Source organism: Citrobacter sedlakii (assembly GCF_018128425.1).
Taxonomy (GTDB): Bacteria; Pseudomonadota; Gammaproteobacteria; order Enterobacterales; family Enterobacteriaceae; genus Citrobacter_A; species Citrobacter_A sedlakii.
Window position 1 is genome coordinate 2,268,666 of record NZ_CP071070.1, and the last position, 21,712, is coordinate 2,290,377.

19 protein-coding genes and 2 pseudogenes are annotated in these 21,712 nt (G+C 55.8%); 14 read left to right on the plus strand and 7 right to left on the minus strand.

Going from position 1 to position 21,712, the window contains the following annotated elements; translation table 11 throughout:
- Positions 1-49: 49 nt before the first annotated feature.
- The 5 genes from hglS (at position 50) to rimL (ending at position 5,893) form a co-directional block, all read left to right on the plus strand.
- Positions 50-1,393, plus strand: a complete 1,344-nt coding sequence (gene hglS / locus JY391_RS10850; protein WP_211935719.1) for a 2-oxoadipate dioxygenase/decarboxylase HglS — start codon at positions 50-52, stop codon at positions 1,391-1,393.
- A gap of 45 nt (positions 1,394-1,438) precedes the next feature.
- The gene (locus tag JY391_RS10855) at positions 1,439-2,947 is read left to right on the plus strand and encodes a carboxylesterase/lipase family protein (protein WP_211935793.1); all 1,509 of its coding nucleotides are present in this window, start codon (positions 1,439-1,441) and stop codon (positions 2,945-2,947) included.
- A 220-nt stretch (positions 2,948-3,167) separates the two neighbouring features.
- On the plus strand, positions 3,168-4,823 hold the full coding sequence (locus JY391_RS10860) for a glucan biosynthesis protein D (protein WP_060571234.1): 1,656 nt from the start codon (positions 3,168-3,170) through the stop codon (positions 4,821-4,823).
- A gap of 161 nt (positions 4,824-4,984) precedes the next feature.
- Positions 4,985-5,215: an HP1242/YdcH family protein gene (locus tag JY391_RS10865; protein ID WP_042283183.1), complete on the plus strand. Its 231-nt coding sequence runs from the start codon at positions 4,985-4,987 to the stop codon at positions 5,213-5,215.
- Between the two features lie 132 nt (positions 5,216-5,347).
- Positions 5,348-5,893, plus strand: coding sequence for a 50S ribosomal protein L7/L12-serine acetyltransferase (gene rimL, locus JY391_RS10870; protein ID WP_211935720.1), 546 nt, complete (start codon positions 5,348-5,350; stop codon positions 5,891-5,893).
- Here rimL and ydcK read toward each other — a convergent pair.
- Positions 5,885-6,864 (minus strand): annotated as a pseudogene (ydcK, locus tag JY391_RS10875) (YdcK family protein). The gene rimL and the pseudogene ydcK overlap by 9 nt on opposite strands.
- A gap of 112 nt (positions 6,865-6,976) precedes the next feature.
- Here ydcK and tehA point away from each other — a divergent pair.
- The 3 genes from tehA (at position 6,977) to JY391_RS10890 (ending at position 9,387) form a co-directional block, all read left to right on the plus strand.
- Positions 6,977-7,981 (plus strand): dicarboxylate transporter/tellurite-resistance protein TehA, encoded by a 1,005-nt coding sequence (tehA, locus tag JY391_RS10880; RefSeq protein ID WP_060571231.1) that lies wholly within the window; start codon positions 6,977-6,979, stop codon positions 7,979-7,981.
- Positions 7,978-8,574, plus strand: a complete 597-nt coding sequence (gene tehB, locus JY391_RS10885) for a tellurite resistance methyltransferase TehB (protein ID WP_211935721.1) — start codon at positions 7,978-7,980, stop codon at positions 8,572-8,574. Before tehA ends, tehB begins: the two co-directional genes overlap by 4 nt.
- Positions 8,575-8,718: 144 nt before the next feature.
- Entirely contained in the window at positions 8,719-9,387 is a 669-nt protein-coding gene (locus JY391_RS10890; protein ID WP_042283170.1) for a DUF3313 domain-containing protein, read from the plus strand.
- Positions 9,388-9,425: 38 nt separating this feature from the next.
- Here JY391_RS10890 and JY391_RS10895 read toward each other — a convergent pair whose 3' ends face one another.
- Positions 9,426-10,319, minus strand: a complete 894-nt coding sequence (locus JY391_RS10895) for a DMT family transporter (RefSeq protein ID WP_042283167.1) — start codon at positions 10,317-10,319, stop codon at positions 9,426-9,428.
- 171 nt (positions 10,320-10,490) lie between these two features.
- Here JY391_RS10895 and JY391_RS10900 point away from each other — a divergent pair, with 171 nt between their 5' ends.
- Positions 10,491-11,366, plus strand: a complete 876-nt coding sequence (locus JY391_RS10900) for an AraC family transcriptional regulator (RefSeq protein ID WP_211935722.1) — start codon at positions 10,491-10,493, stop codon at positions 11,364-11,366.
- Here the strand turns inward: JY391_RS10900 and JY391_RS10905 are convergent.
- Positions 11,343-12,509: a benzoate/H(+) symporter BenE family transporter gene (locus tag JY391_RS10905; RefSeq protein WP_211935723.1), complete on the minus strand. Its 1,167-nt coding sequence runs from the start codon at positions 12,507-12,509 to the stop codon at positions 11,343-11,345. The genes JY391_RS10900 and JY391_RS10905 overlap by 24 nt on opposite strands.
- A gap of 93 nt (positions 12,510-12,602) precedes the next feature.
- On the opposite strand from JY391_RS10905, the gene JY391_RS10910 reads away from it, so the two are divergent.
- Positions 12,603-13,139: a helix-turn-helix domain-containing protein gene (locus JY391_RS10910; protein WP_042283159.1), complete on the plus strand. Its 537-nt coding sequence runs from the start codon at positions 12,603-12,605 to the stop codon at positions 13,137-13,139.
- A gap of 78 nt (positions 13,140-13,217) precedes the next feature.
- A complete protein-coding gene (locus JY391_RS10915) occupies positions 13,218-15,179 on the plus strand; it encodes a peptidase U32 family protein (RefSeq protein ID WP_211935724.1) in 1,962 nt (653 codons plus the stop codon).
- A 104-nt stretch (positions 15,180-15,283) separates the two neighbouring features.
- Here the strand turns inward: JY391_RS10915 and JY391_RS10920 are convergent, their stop codons facing one another.
- Genes JY391_RS10920 through JY391_RS10930 form a run of 3 tightly spaced genes read right to left on the minus strand, consistent with a single transcriptional unit; the run spans position 15,284 to position 17,822 of the window.
- On the minus strand, positions 15,284-15,412 hold the full coding sequence (locus JY391_RS10920; RefSeq protein WP_001164804.1) for a DUF2474 domain-containing protein: 129 nt from the start codon (positions 15,410-15,412) through the stop codon (positions 15,284-15,286).
- Positions 15,412-16,422, minus strand: a complete 1,011-nt coding sequence (cydB, locus tag JY391_RS10925) for a cytochrome d ubiquinol oxidase subunit II (protein ID WP_042283154.1) — start codon at positions 16,420-16,422, stop codon at positions 15,412-15,414. The genes JY391_RS10920 and cydB overlap by 1 nt, the downstream gene beginning before the upstream one ends.
- Complete coding sequence (locus JY391_RS10930; RefSeq protein WP_211935725.1) at positions 16,422-17,822, minus strand: cytochrome ubiquinol oxidase subunit I; 1,401 nt, start codon at positions 17,820-17,822, stop codon at positions 16,422-16,424. Before JY391_RS10930 ends, cydB begins: the two co-directional genes overlap by 1 nt.
- Before the next feature lie 168 nt (positions 17,823-17,990).
- Here JY391_RS10930 and JY391_RS10935 point away from each other — a divergent pair, with 168 nt between their 5' ends.
- Complete coding sequence (locus tag JY391_RS10935; protein ID WP_181823152.1) at positions 17,991-19,400, plus strand: aminotransferase-like domain-containing protein; 1,410 nt, start codon at positions 17,991-17,993, stop codon at positions 19,398-19,400.
- A gap of 309 nt (positions 19,401-19,709) precedes the next feature.
- Positions 19,710-21,137 carry an aminobutyraldehyde dehydrogenase gene (gene patD, locus JY391_RS10940; RefSeq protein ID WP_042283146.1) on the plus strand — a complete coding sequence of 476 codons (1,428 nt, stop codon included), beginning with the start codon at positions 19,710-19,712 and terminating at the stop codon, positions 21,135-21,137.
- A gap of 101 nt (positions 21,138-21,238) precedes the next feature.
- Here the strand turns inward: patD and yncL are convergent, their stop codons facing one another.
- Positions 21,239-21,334 carry a stress response membrane protein YncL gene (yncL, locus tag JY391_RS10945; RefSeq protein WP_072014929.1) on the minus strand — a complete coding sequence of 32 codons (96 nt, stop codon included), beginning with the start codon at positions 21,332-21,334 and terminating at the stop codon, positions 21,239-21,241.
- A 191-nt stretch (positions 21,335-21,525) separates the two neighbouring features.
- Here yncL and ortT point away from each other — a divergent pair.
- Positions 21,526-21,700: pseudogene (gene ortT / locus JY391_RS10950) on the plus strand (orphan toxin OrtT).
- The last annotated feature ends 12 nt before the right edge of the window (positions 21,701-21,712 follow it).

Consider the following 21,712-nt stretch of genomic DNA (forward strand, 5'->3'; position numbering starts at 1 on the left):
GAACGGCCTTTTCTACACTCCAGGTAACATTCACTGGAGACATGACATTATGGCGAACAGCATCACGGCAGATGAGATTCGGGAACATTTTTCGCAAGCAATGTCAGCGATGTACCAGCAGGAAGTTCCGCAGTACGGCACGCTGCTCGAACTGGTCGCTGATGTCAATCTGGCGGTACTGGAAAATAACCCCACTTTGCACGAAAAACTGGCTAACGCCGACGAACTGGCCCGTCTGAACGTAGAACGGCACGGGGCGATACGCGTCGGTACGGCAGAGGAACTTTCCACGCTACGGCGTATGTTTGCGATCATGGGCATGTTTCCGGTCAGCTATTACGATCTTTCTCAGGCTGGCGTACCGGTGCATTCGACGGCGTTCCGGCCCGTCGATGACGCCTCGTTATCGCGAAACCCTTTCCGGGTCTTTACTTCGCTGCTTCGCCTGGAGCTGATTGAAAATGTGGCGTTACGTCAGCGCGCGGCGGAAATCCTCGCCCAACGTGATATTTTTACGCCGCGTTGCCGGGAACTGCTTGATGTCTGGGACAAGCAAAACGGTTTCGACACGGCACAGGCGCATGAGTTCGTCGAGGAAGCGCTGGAAACGTTCCGCTGGCACCGTCATGCTACCGTGGACGCGCAAACCTATCTGGCGCTGCATAATGAGCACCGGCTGATTGCCGACGTGGTCTGTTTTCCTGGCTGCCATATTAATCATCTCACGCCGCGCACGCTGGATATTGACCGTGTACAGGCGATGATGCCGGAATGCGGTATCGAACCCAAGATACTGATTGAAGGCCCGCCGCGTCGCGACGTGCCGATCCTGCTGCGCCAGACCAGCTTTAAAGCGCTGGAAGAACCCGTGTTGTTTGCTGGCGAAAAGCAGGGCACACATACCGCGCGCTTTGGCGAAATTGAGCAGCGTGGGGTGGCGCTGACCGTCAAAGGACGGCAGCTTTATGACGCGCTGCTCCAGCGCGCCGGGACCGGGAAAGACAATTTGACGCATCAATTGCATTTGCAGGAGGTGTTTAAAGCATTTCCCGACAGCGAATTCCTGTTGCGCCAGCAAGGGCTGGCCTGGTTTCGCTATCGACTGACGCCGACGGGCGAAGCACATCGTCATGCCATTCACCCTGGTGACGACCCGCAGCCCCACATTGAACGCGGTTGGGTGGCGGCGCAGCCCATTACCTACGAAGATTTTTTACCGGTCAGCGCAGCGGGCATTTTCCAGTCAAACCTGGGAAATGAAACCCAGGCGCGCCGTCATGGTAATGCCAGCCGCGACGCGTTTGAGCAGGCGCTGGGATGCCCGGTGTTGGACGAGTTTACGCTGTACCAGGAGGCGGAAGAGCGCAGTAAACGGCGTTGCGGCCTGCTTTAATCAAGGTATGCTGTAGGAATTTGCAATTACCGGGTAAACATGGACATGGTAAATCCCACTATTCCGCTGGCCGATACCGTACAGGGAAAACTGATCGGTGTCGTTGAGAAAGACATTCATATCTGGCGCGGTATTCCCTATGCCGCGCCGCCGGTCGGCGAACGGCGCTGGCGCGCGCCGCAGCCGGTCACTCCCTGGTCCGGTACGCGTCAGGCTGATACGTTTTCCCGTGCCAGCTGGCAGGACATCGAATACTGTAAAGCGCTGGGCGGCGGCGATCCGGGCGCGTTCTCCGAAGACTGTCTCTACCTTAACGTCTGGTCTCCTGCCGGGCGGCGCGCACCGCTGCCAGTGATGGTCTGGCTTCATGGCGGCGGCTATACCTTGGGCGCTGCAAGCCTTCCACCGTATGACGGCCTTGCGCTGGCGAAGCGCGAGGTTGTGGTCGTCACCGTCAATTACCGTCTGGGTCACCTGGGCTTTTTCGCTCATCCGGCGCTGGAAGGGGAAAGCGATGAGTGCGTGAATAATTTTGCGCTGCTCGATCAAATCGCCGCGCTGCGTTGGGTACAGGAAAATATCGCTGCGTTTGGCGGCGATCCGCAGAACGTGACGCTGTTTGGTGAATCCGCAGGCGCGCGCAGCGTACTTTCCCTGCTGGCGTCGCCTAAGGGCAACGGCCTGTTTCACAAAGCGATTGTGCAGAGCGGTTACACCTTACCGGATACGCCGCGCGAGATTGCCCTTGAAAACGGCATTGCGCTGGCGGGGCACTTCGGATTGCAAAACGCGACGGCTGAACAGCTGCGTGCGATTCCGGCAGAGGATTTCTGGCCGCTCGGCGCGCCGTACAAAATCGCCCCGACGCCGATCTCTGGCGACGCCGTGTTGCCCGAACCGATGCTGGATGTCTTTTTTGCGGCGAAGCAGCATCCGGTCCCACTGATGATCGGTTCCAACAGTGACGAAGCGAGTGTGATGGCCGTTTTCGGCGTCGATCTGGCTGAACAAATCCAGAAACTGCGCCGCGAACGCAGGCTGGGTCTCGGCCTGATTAAATTGCTCTATCCCGGCGTGAAAGGGGACGAAGAGTTGGGGCGTCAGGTGTGTCGCGACATGGCCTTTACCGCGCTCGGCTATGTGGTGATGCAGGCGCAGCAGCGGGTAGGAGAACCCTGCTGGCGCTACTGGTTCGATTATGTGGCGGAAGCCGAGCACGATACCTACGCCAACGGCGCGTGGCATGGCAACGAGGTGCCTTATGTGTTTGATACCCTCACGCTCGCCGAGCCTGCGCGAGACTACGTGAATGAAAACGATCTGGCCTTCGCCGCGCAGGTCGCCGACTACTGGGTCAACTTTGCCCGTCACGCCAGCCGTACCTGCGATACGCTTCACGGCCCGGTACGCTGGCCTGCCTGTATCAAAGGACGCGACCGGCTGCTGCGAATCGGCCTGAACAAGCGAGCGGGTTTCAAGGTTGAAAACCGGTTTATGCGCGCGCGTCTGGCGCTGTTTAAGCGAGTCATGACCCAACACGTCAGTCTTGACTAGCTTTGCAAAAGTTGAAGGTCGCGAGAAGCAAGTTTACATGGGAATCAGTCAGTTCCGATCGACAGAAAATATTTTACGTTTTGCTCAGATAATCAGCGGCCAACAATTGGATTATTAATGAAATTTGTCTAGAGTGAGCGGTCAGAATTATGCTTCCTCTTGCCGCTGTCGAGCGCCAGCGCGGGACCATTCACGAGACCAGAAGGACTGATTTTCAGGTATGAATCGCAGACGATTTATTAAAGGTTCAATGGCAATGGCCGCCGTGTGCGGTACCGGCGGTATTGCTTCACTCTTTACCCGCGCCGCATACGCGGCCGAATCAGATATCGCCGACGGGCAAACAGTGCGGTTTGATTATTCGGTGCTGCAATCCATGGCCCACGATCTCGCGCAGAAACCGTGGGGCGGCGCGCCACGCGCGTTGCCGGACACCCTGGCGAATCTGACGCCTCAGGCTTACAACAGCATTCAGTATGACGCCGCCCGGTCGCTGTGGAATAACGTCGAGGGCCGCCAACTGGATGCCCAGTTCTTCCATGTGGGGATGGGTTTCCGTCGCCGGGTGCGCATGTTCTCTGTCGACGCCGCCACGCATATGGCGCGTGAAATCCACTTCCGCCCGGAGCTGTTCAAATATAACGACGCGGGCGTGGACACTAAACAGCTTGAGGGCCAAACCGACCTCGGTTTTGCCGGTTTCCGCGTATTCAAAGCGCCCGAACTGGCGCGACGTGACGTCGTGTCATTCCTTGGCGCCAGCTATTTCCGCGCGGTGGACGATACCTATCAGTACGGCCTGTCTGCCCGTGGTCTGGCGATTGACACCTACACCGACACGAAAGAGGAGTTCCCGGACTTTACCGCTTTCTGGTTTGATACAGTGAAGCCGGGGGCCACCACGTTTACCGTGTATGCGCTGTTAGACAGCCCAAGCATTACCGGCGCCTATAAATTCGTGATCCACTGTGAGAAGAGCCAGGTGATCATGGACGTGGAAAATCGCCTGTACGCCCGCAAGGACATCAAACAACTGGGTATTGCGCCGATGACCAGCATGTTCAGCTGCGGCAATAACGAACGCCGCATGTGCGATACCATTCATCCGCAGATCCACGACTCTGACCGACTGGCGATGTGGCGCGGCAACGGCGAATGGATCTGTCGCCCGCTGAACAACCCGCAAAAATTGCAGTTTAACGCCTATACCGACAACAACCCGAAAGGCTTCGGTCTGCTGCAGCTGGATCGGGACTTTAGCCACTATCAGGACATTATGGGCTGGTACAACAAGCGTCCGAGCCTGTGGGTGGAGCCCCGTAACCAGTGGGGCAAGGGCACCATCGGGCTGATGGAGATCCCGACCACGGGCGAAACGCTGGATAACGTGGTCTGTTTCTGGCAGCCGGAAAAATCGATCAAGGCGGGAGATGAACTGACGTACAAATACCGACTGTACTGGAGCGCGCAGCCGCCGGTTCGTTCGCCGCTGGCGCGCGTGATGGCTACCCGTACCGGTATGGGCGGATTTCCGGAAGGCTGGGCGCCGGGCGAGCATTATCCGGAAAAATGGGCGCGTCGTTTTGCCATTGATTTCGTTGGCGGCGATCTGAAAGCTGCGGCGCCTAAAGGCATTGAGCCGGTGATTACGCTTTCCAGCGGCGAAGCGAAGCAGATTGAAATTCTCTACGTCGAACCATTCGACGGCTACCGCATCCAGTTTGACTGGTATCCTACCTCTGATTCGACCGAACCGGTGGATATGCGCATGTTCCTGCGTTGCCAGGGCGAGGCGATTAGCGAAACCTGGCTGTATCAGTATTTTCCTCCCGCGCCGGACAAGCGTCGCTATGTCGATGATCGCGTGATGCGTTGATCCTCGCGACGCCCTTTGCAAGGCAAGGGGCGTCAGCGTTTCCCCGAAATATCTGTACAAGAACTAAACACGATCCCGTTCGCATTTTTCCCTGACTCAAATGAGTAAGCTGAAGATGTGTATTTCTTATACACGCGTTTGTTCACTAACAGGGAGAGCGTATGTTTCCAGAATACAGAGATCTGATTTCCCGACTGAAAACCGAGAACCCTCGCTTTCTGTCTCTTTTCGAAAAGCACAATAACCTTGATCACGAAATAGCCAGGCTGGAAGGCGCCGATGGTCGGGGATACAATCTCGAAGTCGTTCGCCTTAAAAAACAGAAACTCCAGCTAAAGGACGATATGCTCAAAATCTTACAGAAAGAGAGTGCTAACGAGAGCCAGGTATAACCGCTCCCGTTCTCTGAAAAGGGCTTCCCACGCATCGGGAGGCCCTTCTTGTTTTGGCTAAGTGTTTGCATTACCGCTGAAAAATCTGCTAAACAGAACGCTGGGCGGCGGTACGGCAAAACAGGAGTCAATATGACAGAAACAATCAACGCGGGCGAGAACCTGCAACTGCAGGCGGTTGCGGAGCATCATATTGCGCCACTGCATCAGCTGGTACGCAAAAACAGCGCCTGGCTGCAGCAGTCGCTGAACTGGCCTGCGTCAGTGCGCGGGGAAGAAGACACGCGTAAAAGCGTGCAGGGGAATATCCTGTTGCATCAACGCGGCTATGCGAAAATGTACATGATTATGGCCGGCGATGAACTGGTGGGCGTGCTGTCGTTTAATCAGATTGAGCCATTAAATAAAGCGGCATATATCGGTTACTGGCTGGATGAGTCGCATCAGGGAAAAGGCACGATGTCACGCGCGCTTCAGGCGCTAATGCGCCACTACGCTGAGCGCGGCGAGGTGAGGCGCTTTGTGATTAAATGTCGGGTGGCCAATCACGCCAGTAATCAGGTTGCCCGGCGCAACGGCTTTGAACTGGAAGGCTGTCTGAAACAGGCTGAATACCTGAACGGTCGCTATGACGACGTGAACCTTTATGCCCGTATTATCAGCGCGTCATCAGACTGAGCCGACCAGCGGGGTGTGGGTGATATACTGCTCGCCGTGGTAGACTTTGGGGCCACGCAGATGAATGGCCTCATCGCCTGAAGCCTCGATAACGGTTGAACCGCCAATATCCACGTGATTTTCGATCACTACTTCGCCGTTAATACGCGCATCGCCCTCAACCAGCACGTGATCGTCAAGTAATATCGGGCCGCCGCACAGTCGCGCCTTTCCACCCACCATCACGTGATGTTTGAGCACGCAGTTGCCTTCTACCGTCGCCTGTTCGGCAACCTGCGAACTGTAGCGTAGAGTGGGGATCGCGTCTTCCTCGAAACCCGCGATGACGCGCGCGTGACCGTATACTTTGGCGCAATCACACAACCAGACGTTATTTTCAGCGTTGCCTTCAACAAGCGCGAAATCAAACACTTCGGCCCGGTGTTCGATAAACGCATGGGTGACAATGGCGTCCCCATAGATTTGCGCCTGATGTACAATCTGCGAATGAGCGACCATTGCACGATCGTAAATCTGTAAAAGTTGATCGCATTCGGTCGTCATTCCCCGCGCGGCAAAAATTTCTGACTGGTGCAGAATGCGTGCATCGCCGGACAACCGACACTCACCGCGTACGGTGGACGCCTGAACAGTGACGTTGTCACTTATTTCAGCGCCGTGGCTTATCTCCGCGTGGTCTATCCAGACATTATCGCCAATACGTGCGCCGTCGCGAATGACGCAGGGCTGGGTGATACGGGCGTTTCCGCTGATTTTAGCGCCAGAAAAAGCCAGCGAATTTTCATCGTAGATCCAGCACGTGCCTTCCTGAGACAATGCGCTTTCGTGATCGAGCCAGCCGCCGACATCGCCGGCTTTGACATCGTTGAAGTCAATCAGGGCGATAATCTGGCGCAAAAGGACATGCTGTTTCCGATCGTTTTCTGATAGCTGAAGGCGCGCGGGGTCTCATCAAGGCGGTATTTTTGCATACAAGGTATCCGTGGTTTCGCTCACTATAACCGTAGCAAATTTTACGCCGCTGGCTAAACGCAGAGAAATTACATAAAATGCATTTCAAATATACTTTATAAATTAAACAAAATGCGTAAAGAAAAAGCAGGTGATTGTGTTCTGAATTTGCCCGCCGGCTATTTTGGCATGGTGCTGGGGACTATTGGGATGGGCTTTGCCTGGCGCTATGCCAGTCATATTTGGGCCGTCAGCCACTGGATTGGCGACGCGCTGGTGATCCTGGCGATGGTGATATGGGGACTGCTGACGCTGGCATTTATGACCCGGCTGGTGCGTTTTCCGCACAGCGTGATTGCGGAAATTCGCCATCCGGTCATGAGCAGTTTTGTCAGCCTGTTTCCGGCGACCACAATGCTGGTCGCTATCGGGTTTGTTCCCTGGAGCCGGCCGCTGGCGGTGGCGCTGTTCAGCATAGGCGTGGTGATCCAACTGGCCTATGCCGCCTGGCAAACGGCGGGGCTGTGGCGCGGCGCACATCCACAGGAGGCCACCACGCCGGGGTTGTATCTGCCGACCGTCGCCAATAATTTTATCAGCGCGATGGCCTGCGGCGCGCTGGGCTATACCGATGCCGGACTGGTCTTTCTGGGCGCGGGGGTCTTTTCGTGGCTCAGCCTTGAGCCGGTGATCCTGCAGCGCCTGCGTAGCGCCGGAGAACTCCCCACCGTACTGCGGACATCTCTTGGCATTCAACTGGCGCCCGCGCTGGTGGCCTGTAGCGCCTGGCTTAGCGTTAACGGCGGCGAAAGCGATACGCTGGCGAAGATGCTGTTTGGCTATGGCCTGCTTCAGTTGCTTTTTATGCTGCGGCTGATGCCGTGGTATTTGTCACAACCCTTTAATGCCTCCTTCTGGAGTTTCTCGTTCGGCGTGTCAGCGCTGGCCACGACAGGGCTGCATCTCGGTCATGCCAGCGAGTCCGGTTTTTTCCACAGCCTCGCCGTGCCTTTATTCATCTTTACGAATGTTATTATTGCATTATTGCTGGTCCGTACGTTCGCGTTACTGGTGGAAGGTAAACTGCTTATCCGCACTGAACGTTCGGCGCTGTTAAAAACTGAGGATAAAAAATGACCCTTCGCGACGAACATTACTTTACTGAAAAATATGATTTAACCCGCACCCATTCTGAAGTGCTGGATGCTGTCAGGGTGGTTAAGCCGGGTAAAACGTTGGATTTGGGCTGCGGCAATGGCCGTAATAGTCTGTATCTGGCGGCGAACGGTTTTGATGTGACCGCATGGGATAAAAACCCGATGAGCATCAAGAATGTTGAGCGTATTAAAGCGGCCGAAGGGCTGGAGAATCTGCAAACCAACGTGGTGGATCTTAATGCTCTACGTTTTGACGGCGAGTACGATTTTATCCTCTCTACCGTGGTATTGATGTTCCTTGAGGCCAACACGATCCCGGGGCTCATCGCTAACATGCAGCGTTGTACTAAACCGGGTGGGTATGACCTGATCGTCGCGGCGATGGATACGGCAGACTATCCCTGCACCGTTGGTTTTCCGTTTGCCTTCAGGGAAGGGGAACTGCGCGACTACTACGCAGGTTGGGAGCAGCTGAAATACAATGAAGATGTCGGTGAGCTACATCGTACCGATGCGAACGGCAACCGGATTAAGCTGCGTTTTGCCACCCTGTTAGCTCGCAAAATGGCGTGATGCCGGAAGGACGAGTACGCCATTTATTTCTGGACAAAAAAAGGGTCGGTAAAGTGTGGTTTGCTTACCATTTTTAATGCAACATAAATGATTTCCCTTTGCTATTATTGCGCATGCATATGTGCACATTTAAGGGATCGTTTCATGCGTACTCGTACTTTTTTCAGCGTTGCTATGCTTGCAGGGTTACTGACTTTATCCGGTTGTGCGTCAAAAATCACACAACCGGAAAAATATTCTGGCTTTTTAAAGGATTACTCCAGCCTCGAGGAAACGACATCGGCATCAGGACAGCCGGTGCTGCGTTGGGTTGATCCTGACTATAATGCCGCCAATTACGACAGCGTTGTCTGGACGCCCATCACGTATTACCCGGTACCCAAGCCGAACACGCAGGTCGGTCAGAAGGTCCTCGACGAGTTGTTGAATTACACTAACACCAAAATGAAAGGCGCCATTGCGCAGCGTAAACCGCTGGTGACCACGCCTGGCCCGCGTAGCCTGATCTTCCGTGGCGCCATTACCGGTGTTGACGCCAGCAAAGAAGGGTTGCAGTTCTATGAAGTGGTGCCGGTTGCGCTGCTGGTTGCCGGAACGCAAATGGCGACGGGACACCGTACCATGGACACCCATCTCTACTTTGAAGGCGAGTTAATCGACGCGGCGACCAATAAGCCTGTTATTAAAGTGGTTCGCCAGGGCGAAGGGAAAGATCTGAACAACGAAAGTACGCCGATGGCGTTTGAAACGCTTAAGCAGGTCGTGGATAACATGGCCACCGACGCCACCATGTTTGAAGTTCGCCAGAAATAACGCCGTTCTTCTCGCGCCATCGCCCGATGGCGCTGTGACTACGCCAGCCGCCGACGCAAAAGCGCTGGCGGTTTTGCGAACATCACCAGATTGCCCAGTAAGATCAGCGCCAGCCCCACGACCGCATTCATCTGCCAGACATAGCCTTCGTAGAAAGTGGAGATCGACAGCGCGACCAGCGGAAACAGCAGCGTACTGTAAGCGGCGTTGCCGGGGCCGATACGCCCGACCAGGGTGAAATAAGCGCCAAAAGCAATCACCGAACCAAAAACCGCCAGATACAGCAGGGCGCCCAGGTAACTGACGGTCCACTGCGGCATAAAACTGTCGCCGCGCAACAGGGCGATGATGGCAATCAAAAGCGTGCCGTACAGCATTGCCCAACTGTTCGTGGTCATGATTTCCAGCCCGTTCTTTTGATGTCGCAGGCTGATCATATTACCGAGTGAAAAGCCGAAGGTGCCCAGTGCGCTAAGTCCAATTCCCCAGAGCAGTTCCTGGCTAAAGCCGCTGCCGACCAGATCCTGCCAGAACAGCGTCACGATCCCCGTCAGCCCCAGCGCGGCAGCGGCAAAGAAGCGAGCTGGCGGCTTTTGTGCGAAGAAAATAAAGCTGTTCACTGCGTTAAACAGCACCGCCATAGAGAAAATCACCGATTCCAGCCCCGTGTTGATCCACGCGGCGGCGGTATAAAAACACCAGAAGTTAAAACAAAAGACACATGCGCCCTGCAACAGACAGAACAGATGGTCGCGGGGCGTCAGTTTGCGCAGTTTGCCCCGCACCAGAAGAATGACCATCATCAGCGCCGTCGCTACGGCAAAACGCCAGAAGATAGACACCGGGGCGGCCACGGGCCCCTGTTGCAGATAAATGGCGATCCACGTCGTGCCCCAAATCATTACCACCAGACAGTACAACAATGCATTCATCACGTTTTACCTCTTATCAAACGATGACTCACTGTCACAAAGTTGCCGGGAATGCGCTTTCATCCCCTTGCGCACACTTGCAAAATCTTGCGCTTTTTTCCTTTGAGGGCATGGCAAGCGCGGCGACCTGCGATAGACTGAGGATCTGCTAAATGTTGTCGATATGGTGATATGTCCCGGTCCTACGATGCGTTTGAAAACCTGCGCAAACATAATGCTGTGCTGCATGAGTCAGTCGCGCTGCATTCTGGCGTCCAGCTGGCGGCCTGGTCGAACAAGCGCGATACCATTACGCAATATTGCGATCATCACACCCTCAGTCTGTACATTGAGGATGGCTATGAGAGTTATCACAAAACGTCCAGCGGCTGGGAAAACGGCGGCGGGCCGGATCGGTTTTGTCTGATGCCAAAAGAGAGCGAATCGACGTGGGATATTCGTGACGACTTATCCTTTGTGCATCTTTACTGCACCGATGCGCACCTGCGTGAAGTGGGCGAAAAAGTGTGGGACAAGAGTCCTTACCGTTTCACACTCGAAGAACGGTTATTTGGCAACGACCCGGGTATCACCGCCGTCTATCGCCAGTTTTTTCTCGGTAACGACTGGCAGCAGCCCGCCAATCACCTGACGCTGAGCGCGGCCTCGTCGCTGTTGATGACTCACTTGATCCAGCACTACAGCAACGTCCAGTGGCGCCTGCCTACCGTAACCGGCGGACTGGCGCCCGTGACGCTGCGCAATGTGCTGGCGTACATCGATGCCCATCTGGCGGAACCGCTGACACTTGCCGACTTAGCCCGCGAGGCGGCGCTCAGCGAATTTCATTTCGCCCGTATGTTTCGCCAGTCGATGAAAATGGCGCCGCATCAGTATGTGATGCAGCGACGCATGGCGCTGGCGAAGCAACTGGTGTGTCACACCCGTCAATCGTTAACCGACATTGCGCTGGCCTGCGGGTTCAGCTCTCCGAGCCATTTCAGCAACCGCTTTAAGCAGGTGACGGGGAAAACACCCTCGCAGCTACGCGCGGCGGGAGAAGGTTAACGTGGCGAAGCAGACACCACCCGCCATCAGCCCCCAGAATGCCGAGCCGATACCCCACAGCGTCACACCGCTGGCGGTGACCAGGAACGTGACGATAGCCGCATCGCGTTCCGCGTCATGGCTCAGCGCCTGATACAGACTGCCGGAGAGGGTGCTTAACAGCGCTAATCCTGCCAGCATCTGCACGCCGCTCACCGGTAGCGCCGCCATTATGCCGGTAATCGAACTGCCGAAAATCCCCGCCAGAAGATAAAACACCCCGGCTGACGCTGCCGCCAGCCAGCGCTTTGACGCATCCGGATGCGCATCCGGACTTTGACAGATTGCCGCTGTGATGGCGGCAATGCAGATGGAATACACGCCAAATGGCGATAACAGCAATGCCAGCAGGCCCGTCACCACGATCAGCGGTGAAACAGGCACGTCATAGCCGCTGGCCTTCATTGTCGCCACCCCAGGCGCATTCTGTGACGCCATTGTGACCAGAAATAGCGGTACCGCCACGCCTAACGCGTGCGCCAGAGAAAACGAAGGCGCAATAAACGTCGGTATAACCGGAGCGACGCTCAACGTACGGGTCACCACATCGCCCTCAAGCCATGCCACCAGTGCGCCCGCGAACAGTGCGGCAATGACGGCATAGCGCGGAGCAACTCGCTTTAACGTCAGCCAGGCCAGCAACATACTGCCGCACAGCATCAAATGGCCCTCCAGATTGGTGAAGGCCTGCAAACCAAAACGCAGCAGAATACCAGCCAGCATCGCGGCGGCGAGCGAGTGGGGGATAATCCTCATCATGCGCGCAAACAGACCTGTTATTCCGCAGATGACAATCAGCGCGTTGGCGACGATAAACACGCCAACCGCTTCCGTCAGCGTTACCCCCTGCAAGCCCGTGACCAACAGCGCCGCGCCAGGTGTAGACCATGCCGTCAATACCGGAGCGCGATACCACAGTGACAGGCCCAGCGTACTGACACCCATTGCGATGCCGAGCGCGGTCATCCAGCCGGCGATCTGTTCGGCGCTGGCGCCTGCGGCCACGGCGGCCTGCCAGATAATAGCCGCCGAGCTGGCATAGCCGATGAGGACCGCCACAAACCCTGACAGAAGCGTCGGTAGCGGAAGCGAGAAAGCGCGCATAGCAACCTCTTGTGCGTTATAACGGTCGCTTGAATCTACCATTTGAGCGTTATAGCGCACAAGTGGTAAGCTGATGTTTTTGGGAGAACGCGTATGGACAATCTCACACAGTATCTGGCGAGCACGCTGAAAACGTTGCGCACCCAGCGCGGCTGGAGCCTGTCGCGCCTGGCGGACGCGACAGGGGTGTCGAAAGCCATGCTTGGGCAGATCGAACGGAACGAATCCAGCCCGACCGTGGCGACCCTGTGGAAGATCGCCACCGGGCTGAATGTCCCGTTTTCTACGTTTATTTCACCGCCGGAATCGACGCCTTTGCCGACGTTTGATCCTCAGCAGCAGGAAATGGTGGTGACGCCGCTGTTTCCGTGGGATCCGGAACTTTGCTTCGACCATTTTTCCATTCTTCTGGCGCCCGGCGCGCTCAGCGAATCCACGCCGCACGAGGCGGGGGTAATTGAGCACGTCGTGGTGATCTATGGCGAGCTGGAGATGTGTATTAACGCGCAGTGGCGGACGATCAAAACCGGAGAAGGCGTTCGTTTTGCCGGTGACCACGCCCATGCCTATCGCAACACCAGCGCGCAAACAGTCCATTTTCATTCGCTGATTCATTACCCGCGCAGTTAAGCGGGAAAACTATTTCGCAATGCCGCGCTTCTGACTACAATAGCCGCCATTTTGCTGCTACTGGATAAAAACAACGCTATGCGCCAGCACCCACATCGCCTTGAATTGTTAAGCCCGGCACGTGACACCGCCATCGCCCGCGAAGCCATTTTACACGGCGCGGACGCCGTTTATATTGGCGGTCCCGGCTTCGGCGCGCGTCATAACGCCAGCAACAGCCTGAAAGATATCGCCGAACTGGTGCCGTTTGCCCATCGCTTTGGCGCGAAAATCTTTGTTACGCTGAACACCATTCTTCATGACGATGAGCTGGAACCCGCCCAGCGCCTGATTACCGATCTTTACCAGACCGGCGTCGACGCGCTGATTGTTCAGGATATGGGAATTCTTGAACTTGACATTCCGCCGATCGAACTGCATGCCAGCACGCAATGCGACATCCGTAGCGTCGAAAAAGCGAAATTTTTGGCTGACGTCGGTTTCACCCAGATTGTGCTGGCGCGCGAGCTGAGCCTTGCGCAAATTCAGGCGATTCATCAGGCGACCGATGCCACTCTCGAATTTTTCGTGCATGGCGCGCTCTGCGTCGCATATTCCGGCCAGTGTTATATTTCTCACGCCCAGACCGGACGTAGCGCCAACCGCGGCGACTGCTCCCAGGCGTGCCGTTTACCGTACACCCTGAAGGACGATCAGGGCCGGGTTGTGTCTTACGAGAAACATCTGCTGTCGATGAAAGACAACGATCAAACCGCTAACCTCGGCGCGTTAATTGATGCAGGTGTACGCTCCTTCAAAATTGAAGGGCGTTATAAGGACATGAGTTACGTAAAAAATATCACCGCCCACTATCGGCAAATGCTGGATGCGATCATTGAAGAGCGCAGCGATCTGGCGCGCGCGTCTTCCGGTCGCACCGAGCATTTCTTTATCCCGTCCACGGATAAAACGTTCCATCGCGGCAGCACCGATTACTTTGTCAATGCGCGCAAAGGCGATATTGGCGCCTTTGACTCACCAAAATTCATCGGCTTACCCGTTGGCGAAGTGCTGAAAGTGGCGAAAGATTACCTTGATGTTGAAGCCAGTGAACCACTGGCGAACGGCGATGGCCTGAACGTACTGATCAAACGTGAGGTGGTTGGTTTTCGTGCCAATACTGTCGAAAAAACCGGGGAAAACAGTTATCGCGTCTGGCCGAACGAGATGCCTGCCGACCTGCACAAAGTGCGCCCGCGACATCCACTGAACCGTAATCTCGATCATAACTGGCAGCAGGCGTTAACCAAAACCTCCAGCGAGCGGCGGGTAGCGGTGGATATCGAACTCGGCGGCTGGCAGGAACAGCTGATCCTGACGTTAACCAGCGAGGAAGGGGTAAGCGTGACGCACACGCTGGACGGTCAGTTTGACGACGCCAACAACGCTGAAAAAGCGCTGAGTAACCTCAAGGACGGGCTGGCGAAGCTGGGGCAGACGCTCTACTACGCGCGTGACATTCAGGTTAACCTACCCGGTGCGCTGTTTGTGCCAAACGGGCTGCTCAACGCGTTCCGTCGGGAAGCCATTGAGATGCTGGATAAGGCGCGACTTGCCCGCTACAAACGCGGCGTGCGCAAACCGGTCTCAGATCCCGCGCCGGTCTACCCGCAGACGCATCTGAGTTTTCTGGCAAACGTCTATAACCAGAAGGCGCGTGAGTTCTACCATCGTTATGGCGTACAGTTGATCGACGCGGCGTATGAAGCGCATGAAGAAAAGGGCGATGTGCCTGTGATGATCACCAAGCATTGCCTGCGTTTTGCCTTTAATCTGTGCCCGAAACAGGCGAAAGGTAACATCAAAAGCTGGAAAGCGACGCCAATGCAACTGGTCAACGGTGATGAGGTGCTGACGCTGAAATTTGACTGTCGCCCGTGTGAAATGCACGTTATCGGCAAGATTAAAAATCACATTCTTAAAATGCCGCTGCCGGGCAGCGTGGTGGGTTCCGTCAGTCCGGAAGATCTGATGAAAACGCTGCCGAAGCGTAAACCTTAATCCTTTGCGACATCAGCCCGGTGGCGTTTACCGGGCCTTTGTGTCGGTATTGATTTCCGCCGGTTAACGCCTGGCCCAAAGCCGACATCCGGCGAGGTGTCCGCTTAATGCGCTTTAAACCCCGCCGCGGTCATGAGCAGGCGAAAAAACATGCCCACCGCCGCCAGCGCCAGCACGCTGCCGCCCCAAAGGATGACCAGCCACATCAGGCGTTTCCAGAGAGAATGTTGCATCAGTGATACCCCTCGCCATGCTGCACTTTGCCGCGAAACACATAGTAACTCCAGAAGGTGTACACCAAAATCACCGGAATGATGAGCAGCGCACCGACCAGCATAAACCCCTGACTCTGGGCGGGGGCGGCTGCCTGCCAGAGGGTAACCGAAGGCGGAATAATGTGCGGCCAGATACTGATGCCCAGGCCGCTGAAACCAAGGAAGATTAGCCCGAGCGTCAGCACAAACGGAAACGTGTGGTTTTCCGGACGACCCAGTGTGCGCCATAACCAGACGCTGAACGCGATCACCAGCACCGGAACCGGCAGCAGATAACCCAGGTTGGGAAGCGTAAACCAACGGTCGGCGATCGCCGGATGCGCTAACGGTGTCCAGAGGCTGATTATCGCGATTGACAACAGCAGGGCCAGCAGCAGTTTTTTCGCGACGCTGCGCATTTTATCCTGCAGCGGATTTTCGCTTTTCATCACCAGCCAGGTTGCGCCTAAGAGCGCATAGGCAACGACCAGTCCGACGCCACAGAACAGAGTGAAGGGGGTTAACCAGTCGAACGGCCCGCCGCTGTAGCGGCGACCGGTCACAGGGAAACCGTTGATCACTGCGCCAACCACGATCCCCTGGGCGAAGGTAGCCAGAATCGACCCGCCGAGAAAAGCATGGTCCCAAAATGGGCGGTGGGCTGGCGTGGCCTTGAAGCGAAACTCGAAGGCCACGCCGCGAAAAATCAGTCCGATCAGCATCAGCGTCAACGGAATGGTCAGCGCATCGATAATAACCGCATAGGCCAGCGGGAAAGCCCCAAACAGCCCCGCGCCGCCCAGCACCAGCCAGGTTTCATTACCGTCCCACACCGGCGCGACGCTATTGACCATCACATCACGATCCTCTGCGTCTCGTGTGACAGGAAACAGAATGCCAATACCCAAATCGAATCCATCCATCACGATATACATTAGCGTGGCGAAGACGATGATCACAAACCAGATAACCGATAAATCAATACCCATTAGCGATGTGCCTCATGTTGAGAATCGAGGACGGCGGCGGAAAGCGGCCTGGCGGGTGTGCCCGGCGGCGGCGCGGAATCATCTTCCAGCGGGCCTTTGCGGATCAGGCGAATCATATAGCTGTAGCCGACGCCAAAAACTGAGCTGTAGACAACAAAGAAAGCGAGCAACGAAATGCTCATATGTAAATCGCCGTGGGCCGACACCGCGTCGGCAGTACGCTGTAAACCGTACACCACCCACGGCTGGCGTCCGACCTCAGTGGTCACCCAGCCCGCGAGAATGGCGATGAGCCCCGAGGGTCCCATCCATAGCGCAAAGCGCAGGAACGGGCGCGAGGTGTAGAGGCGCTGCCTGTAGCGCAGCCAGAGCGCACAGAGCCCCAGCAGGACCATTAACATGCCCAGGCCGGCCATGATGCGAAACGACCAGAACACGATCGTCGAGTGAGGGCGATCCTCTTTGGCGAATTCTTTTAGCGCCGGAACCTGTTTATCCAGACTGTGCGTCAGGATCAGGCTTCCCAGCGCCGGGATCGCCAGTCCATAGCGGGTGCGTTCCTGTTCCATATCCGGCCAGCCAAACAGCAGCAGCGGCGTCGGCTCACCCGGCGGGTTTTCCCAGTGACCTTCAATCGCGGCGATTTTGGCTGGCTGATGTTTCAGGGTGTTCAGCCCATGCATATCGCCGATTAACGCCTGCACCGGCGCGACAATAAGCGTCATCCACAACGCCATGGAAAACATCGTGCGAATGGCTGGCGTTGTGTTGCCGCGCAGCAGATGCCAGGCTGCCGAAGCGCCGACAAACAGCGCGCTACTGAGAAATGCGGCGACGGACATATGCAGCAGGCGGTAAGGGAACGAAGGATTGAAGATAACGGCGAACCAGTCCACGGGCACAACCTGGCCGTTGACGATCTCAAACCCCTGCGGCGTTTGCATCCAACTGTTAGACGCCAGGATCCAGAAGGTGGAAATGAGGGTGCCAAGCGCCACCATGCAGGTTGAGAAGAAATGCAAACCCGGACCGACTTTATTCCAGCCAAACAGCATCACCCCGAGGAATCCGGCTTCAAGGAAGAAAGCGGTCAGCACCTCATAGGTAAGCAACGGCCCGGTAATACTGCCTGCAAATTCCGAAAAGCCGCTCCAGTTGGTGCCGAACTGATAGGCCATCACCAGACCGGAAACCACGCCCATGCCGAAATTGACGGCGAATATTTTCGACCAGAAGTGGTACAACGAGCGCCAGACCGGATTTTTGCTTTTTAGCCAAAGGCCTTCCAGCACCGCCAGATAACTGGCAAGCCCAATGGTGATTGCCGGAAAGATAATGTGAAAAGAAACCGTAAAGGCGAACTGGATCCTTGCCAGGTGAAACGCATCAAGACCAAACATGCCTGACTCCGCACTAAAAATTGATTCAGCGCAATTCTAGGCGTGTGAAGCTATGAGGGGCAGAAACAGAACAGGCATATTTAACCATAACAGTTTGCAAATCGTTGTGAATTTTATTCACTGTTATACACTGCGAGGCTCACCTGCATTGACCGACGAGAAACCAGAATGAAAAAATACCAGCGTCTGGCTGAACAACTTTGCGAACAGATCGCCTCTGGCGTCTGGCAACCCGGCGATCGTCTGCCGTCTCTGCGCGAACAGGTCGCCAGCAGCGGCATGAGCTTCATGACCGTCGGACATGCTTACCAACTGCTGGAAAGTCAGGGGCGAATTATTGCGCGTCCGCAGTCCGGCTATTACGTCGCGCCACGCCCGATTCTCCAGCCGACCGTGCAGCCAGCCCAGGTGATGCGTGACGAGGCTGTCGACATCAATACCTCTATTTTTGAGATGTTACAGGCCAGCCGTGATGCCTCGGTCATGCCGTTCGCCTCGGCGTTTCCCGATCCGCGCCTGTTTCCGCTCCAGCAGCTTAACCGCTCGCTGGCGCAGGTGAGCAAAACCGCGACCGCCATGAGCGTGCTCGAAAATCTGCCGCCTGGCAACGCAGAGCTGCGTCATGCCATCGCCCGTCGCTATGCCCAGCAGGGCATAACCGTCTCGCCGGATGACATTGTCATCACCGCCGGTGCGTTAGAAGCGCTTAATCTGAGCTTACAGGCGGTCACCGAGCCCGGCGACTGGGTGATTGTGGAAAACCCCTGTTTCTATGGCGCGCTGCAAGCGCTGGAGCGATTACGGCTTAAAGCGCTGTCAGTGGCGACCGACGTGAAAGAGGGGATCGATCTCGCGGCGCTGGAACAGGCGTTACAGGATTATCCGGTAAAAGCGTGCTGGTTGATGACCAACAGTCAGAACCCGCTTGGCTTTACGCTTAGTCCGGCGAAAAAAGCGCGGCTAGTCGCGCTCCTTGACAAGCATAATGTGATGCTGATTGAAGATGACGTGTACAGCGAACTCTACTTTGGCCGCGAAAAACCATTACCCGCCAAAGCCTGGGATCGCAGCGACCGGATCCTGCACTGTTCTTCATTCTCGAAGTGTCTGGTTCCGGGCTTTCGCATTGGCTGGGTGGCTGCCGGCAAGCACGCCCGCACCATTCAGCGCCTTCAATTAATGAGCACGCTGTCGACCAGTTCGCCCATGCAGCTGGCGCTGGTCGATTACCTGTCTACCCGTCGCTATGACGCCCATCTTAGACGCTTGCGCCGTCAGCTTGCTGAGCGTAAACAACAGGCCTGGCAATCGCTGCTGCGTCACCTGCCTGCCGACGTGAAGATCCATCATAACAACAGCGGCTATTTTCTCTGGCTCGAACTGCCGGAATCAATGGATGCAGGAGAACTGACCGCGCAGGCGCTGGCGCACCAAATCAGTATCGCTCCCGGGAAAATGTTTTCCACCTCGGACACCTGGAAACGTTTTTTCCGCTTCAACACCGCCTGGCAGTGGGGGGAAAGAGAGGAGAGCGCCGTTAAACAACTCGGTCAGCTTATTCGCGAACAGCTGAAATAGCGCGTCGTAATGTGTAAAGCAGGTTCTGATTATCCATGAGCCTGCTTTTGCCTGTCATTCATAGGAAATATCAATACCCGTCAATTTTCCTTTTGCTCGCTAACGCCTTGTCTATATTAGGGAAGAGAGACTCTTTACCCTTGTCCGCGACGTAATGCGCGTTACGTCACATCCTGGTCAAATTTCTTCTCTCCGGGCGGTGGGCTTTCTGTGCGCCGACTATTCTCTGGAAAGAACAACATTCCGCGGTACGACTGTCGTGACAGCGTCGCCGGAAACGGTAAATAAACAATGACATGGGAAAATGCTATGCAACATCTCTTACTGATTAACGGCGAGCTGGTCTGCGGTGAAGGCGAGAGGCAGCCCGTCTATAATCCGGCGACGGGCAAGGTGCTTCTGGAAATAGCCGAAGCCTCTCCTGCGCAGGTTGACGCCGCCGTTCGCGCAGCCGACAGGGCGTTCAGCGAATGGGGACAAACGACGCCTAAAACGCGCAGTGAACGGTTGCTGGCGCTGGCTGACGCGATAGAGCAGAACGCGCAGGTTTTTGCCGAACTGGAATCCCGCAACTGTGGGAAACCGCTGCATTGCGCGCTCAACGATGAGATCCCGGCGATTGTGGATGTGTTCCGTTTCTTTGCCGGCGCCGCTCGTTGTCTCAACGGTATGGCTGCCGGGGAATATCTGGAAGGACACACCTCTATGATCCGGCGCGATCCGGTGGGTGTCGTCGCCTCAATTGCGCCGTGGAACTATCCTCTGATGATGGCCGCGTGGAAACTGGCGCCTGCGCTGGCAGCCGGTAACTGCGTGGTGATAAAACCCTCCGAAATCACGCCGCTGACCGCGCTGAAACTTGCCGAACTGGCCAAAGATATCTTCCCGGCGGGCGTGCTGAATGTGCTGTTTGGTCGTGGTAAAACGGTTGGCGATCTGCTGACCGGGCATAAAAAAGTGCGCATGGTGTCGTTAACCGGTTCGATTGCCACTGGCGAACACATTATCCGTCATACCGCGCCCGCCATTAAGCGTACACACATGGAACTGGGCGGCAAAGCGCCGGTTATCGTGTTTGATGATGCCGACATTGACGCCGTGGTCGAGGGCGTGCGTACGTTCGGCTTTTATAACGCCGGACAAGACTGTACCGCCGCCTGCCGAATCTATGCGCAAAAGGGGATCTATGACGCGCTGGTGGAAAAACTTGGGGCGGCGGTTGCCAGCCTGAAAACGGGGGCGCCGGAGGAAGACTCTACTGAACTGGGGCCACTGAGTTCACTGGCGCACCTTGAGCGGGTCGCAAAAGCGGTCGAACGTGCCAAAGCGCTTGGACACATTAAGGTGGTTACCGGCGGACAGAAGGTGGACGGTCCCGGCTATTATTTTGCGCCGACGCTGCTGGCGGGGGCAAAACAGGAGGACGAAATCGTGCAGCGGGAAGTCTTCGGCCCGGTAGTGAGCGTGACGCCGTTTGACGACGAGGAACAGGTGCTGACGTGGGCCAACGACTCGGAGTACGGTCTGGCCTCGTCGGTGTGGACACAGGATGTTGGGCGCGCGCACCGGGTCAGCGCCAGGCTCCAGTATGGCTGTACGTGGGTAAACACCCATTTTATGCTGGTCAGCGAAATGCCGCACGGTGGGCAGAAAATGTCAGGTTATGGGAAAGACATGTCACTGTATGGGCTGGAAGATTACACCGTTATTCGTCACGTCATGGTTAAACATTCATAGCCTTTATGATCAGTGCGGGATCGAACGGGGCGGGAAAAGATCGTACGTTGCAGGCAGAGAGAAAAATCTCTCTGCCAGTCTGCGCCGCAGGGATGTAGAAATTAAATAAACCAACCAAATCTCAATGAGATAAGCGTTACCAGTCCGACGGCAGCAAAAAGATTGATCACTACGACAGTTCTGCTTGAGACATTCATTTAGGCCACCCTGAGTTATTACCCCTTTGTGTATAGTTCGGGATCGCAAATTGCGCAATAGGACAACCCGGGGTTATTCATCGGCAGCGACAAAATCGGAACAGCGCCAGACCAGAGCGATAAAACTTGATGTACATCAAAAAAAAGAGCATATTGCGCGCGTTTCACTTCTCTGGCCGGATGTCCCGTCAATGTCTTTGTATCAAAAAATGCTCGTTTTTTATGCGGTGATGGCCGCGCTGACTTTTCTCATCACCTGGTTTTTATCGCACGATAAAAAACGTATCCGTTTTTTGAGCGCCTTTCTTGGTGGGAGCGACCTGGCCTATGAGCTTCCCGGTCGCATTGCTGTTTTCGCTGTTTTAACACGGCTGAACA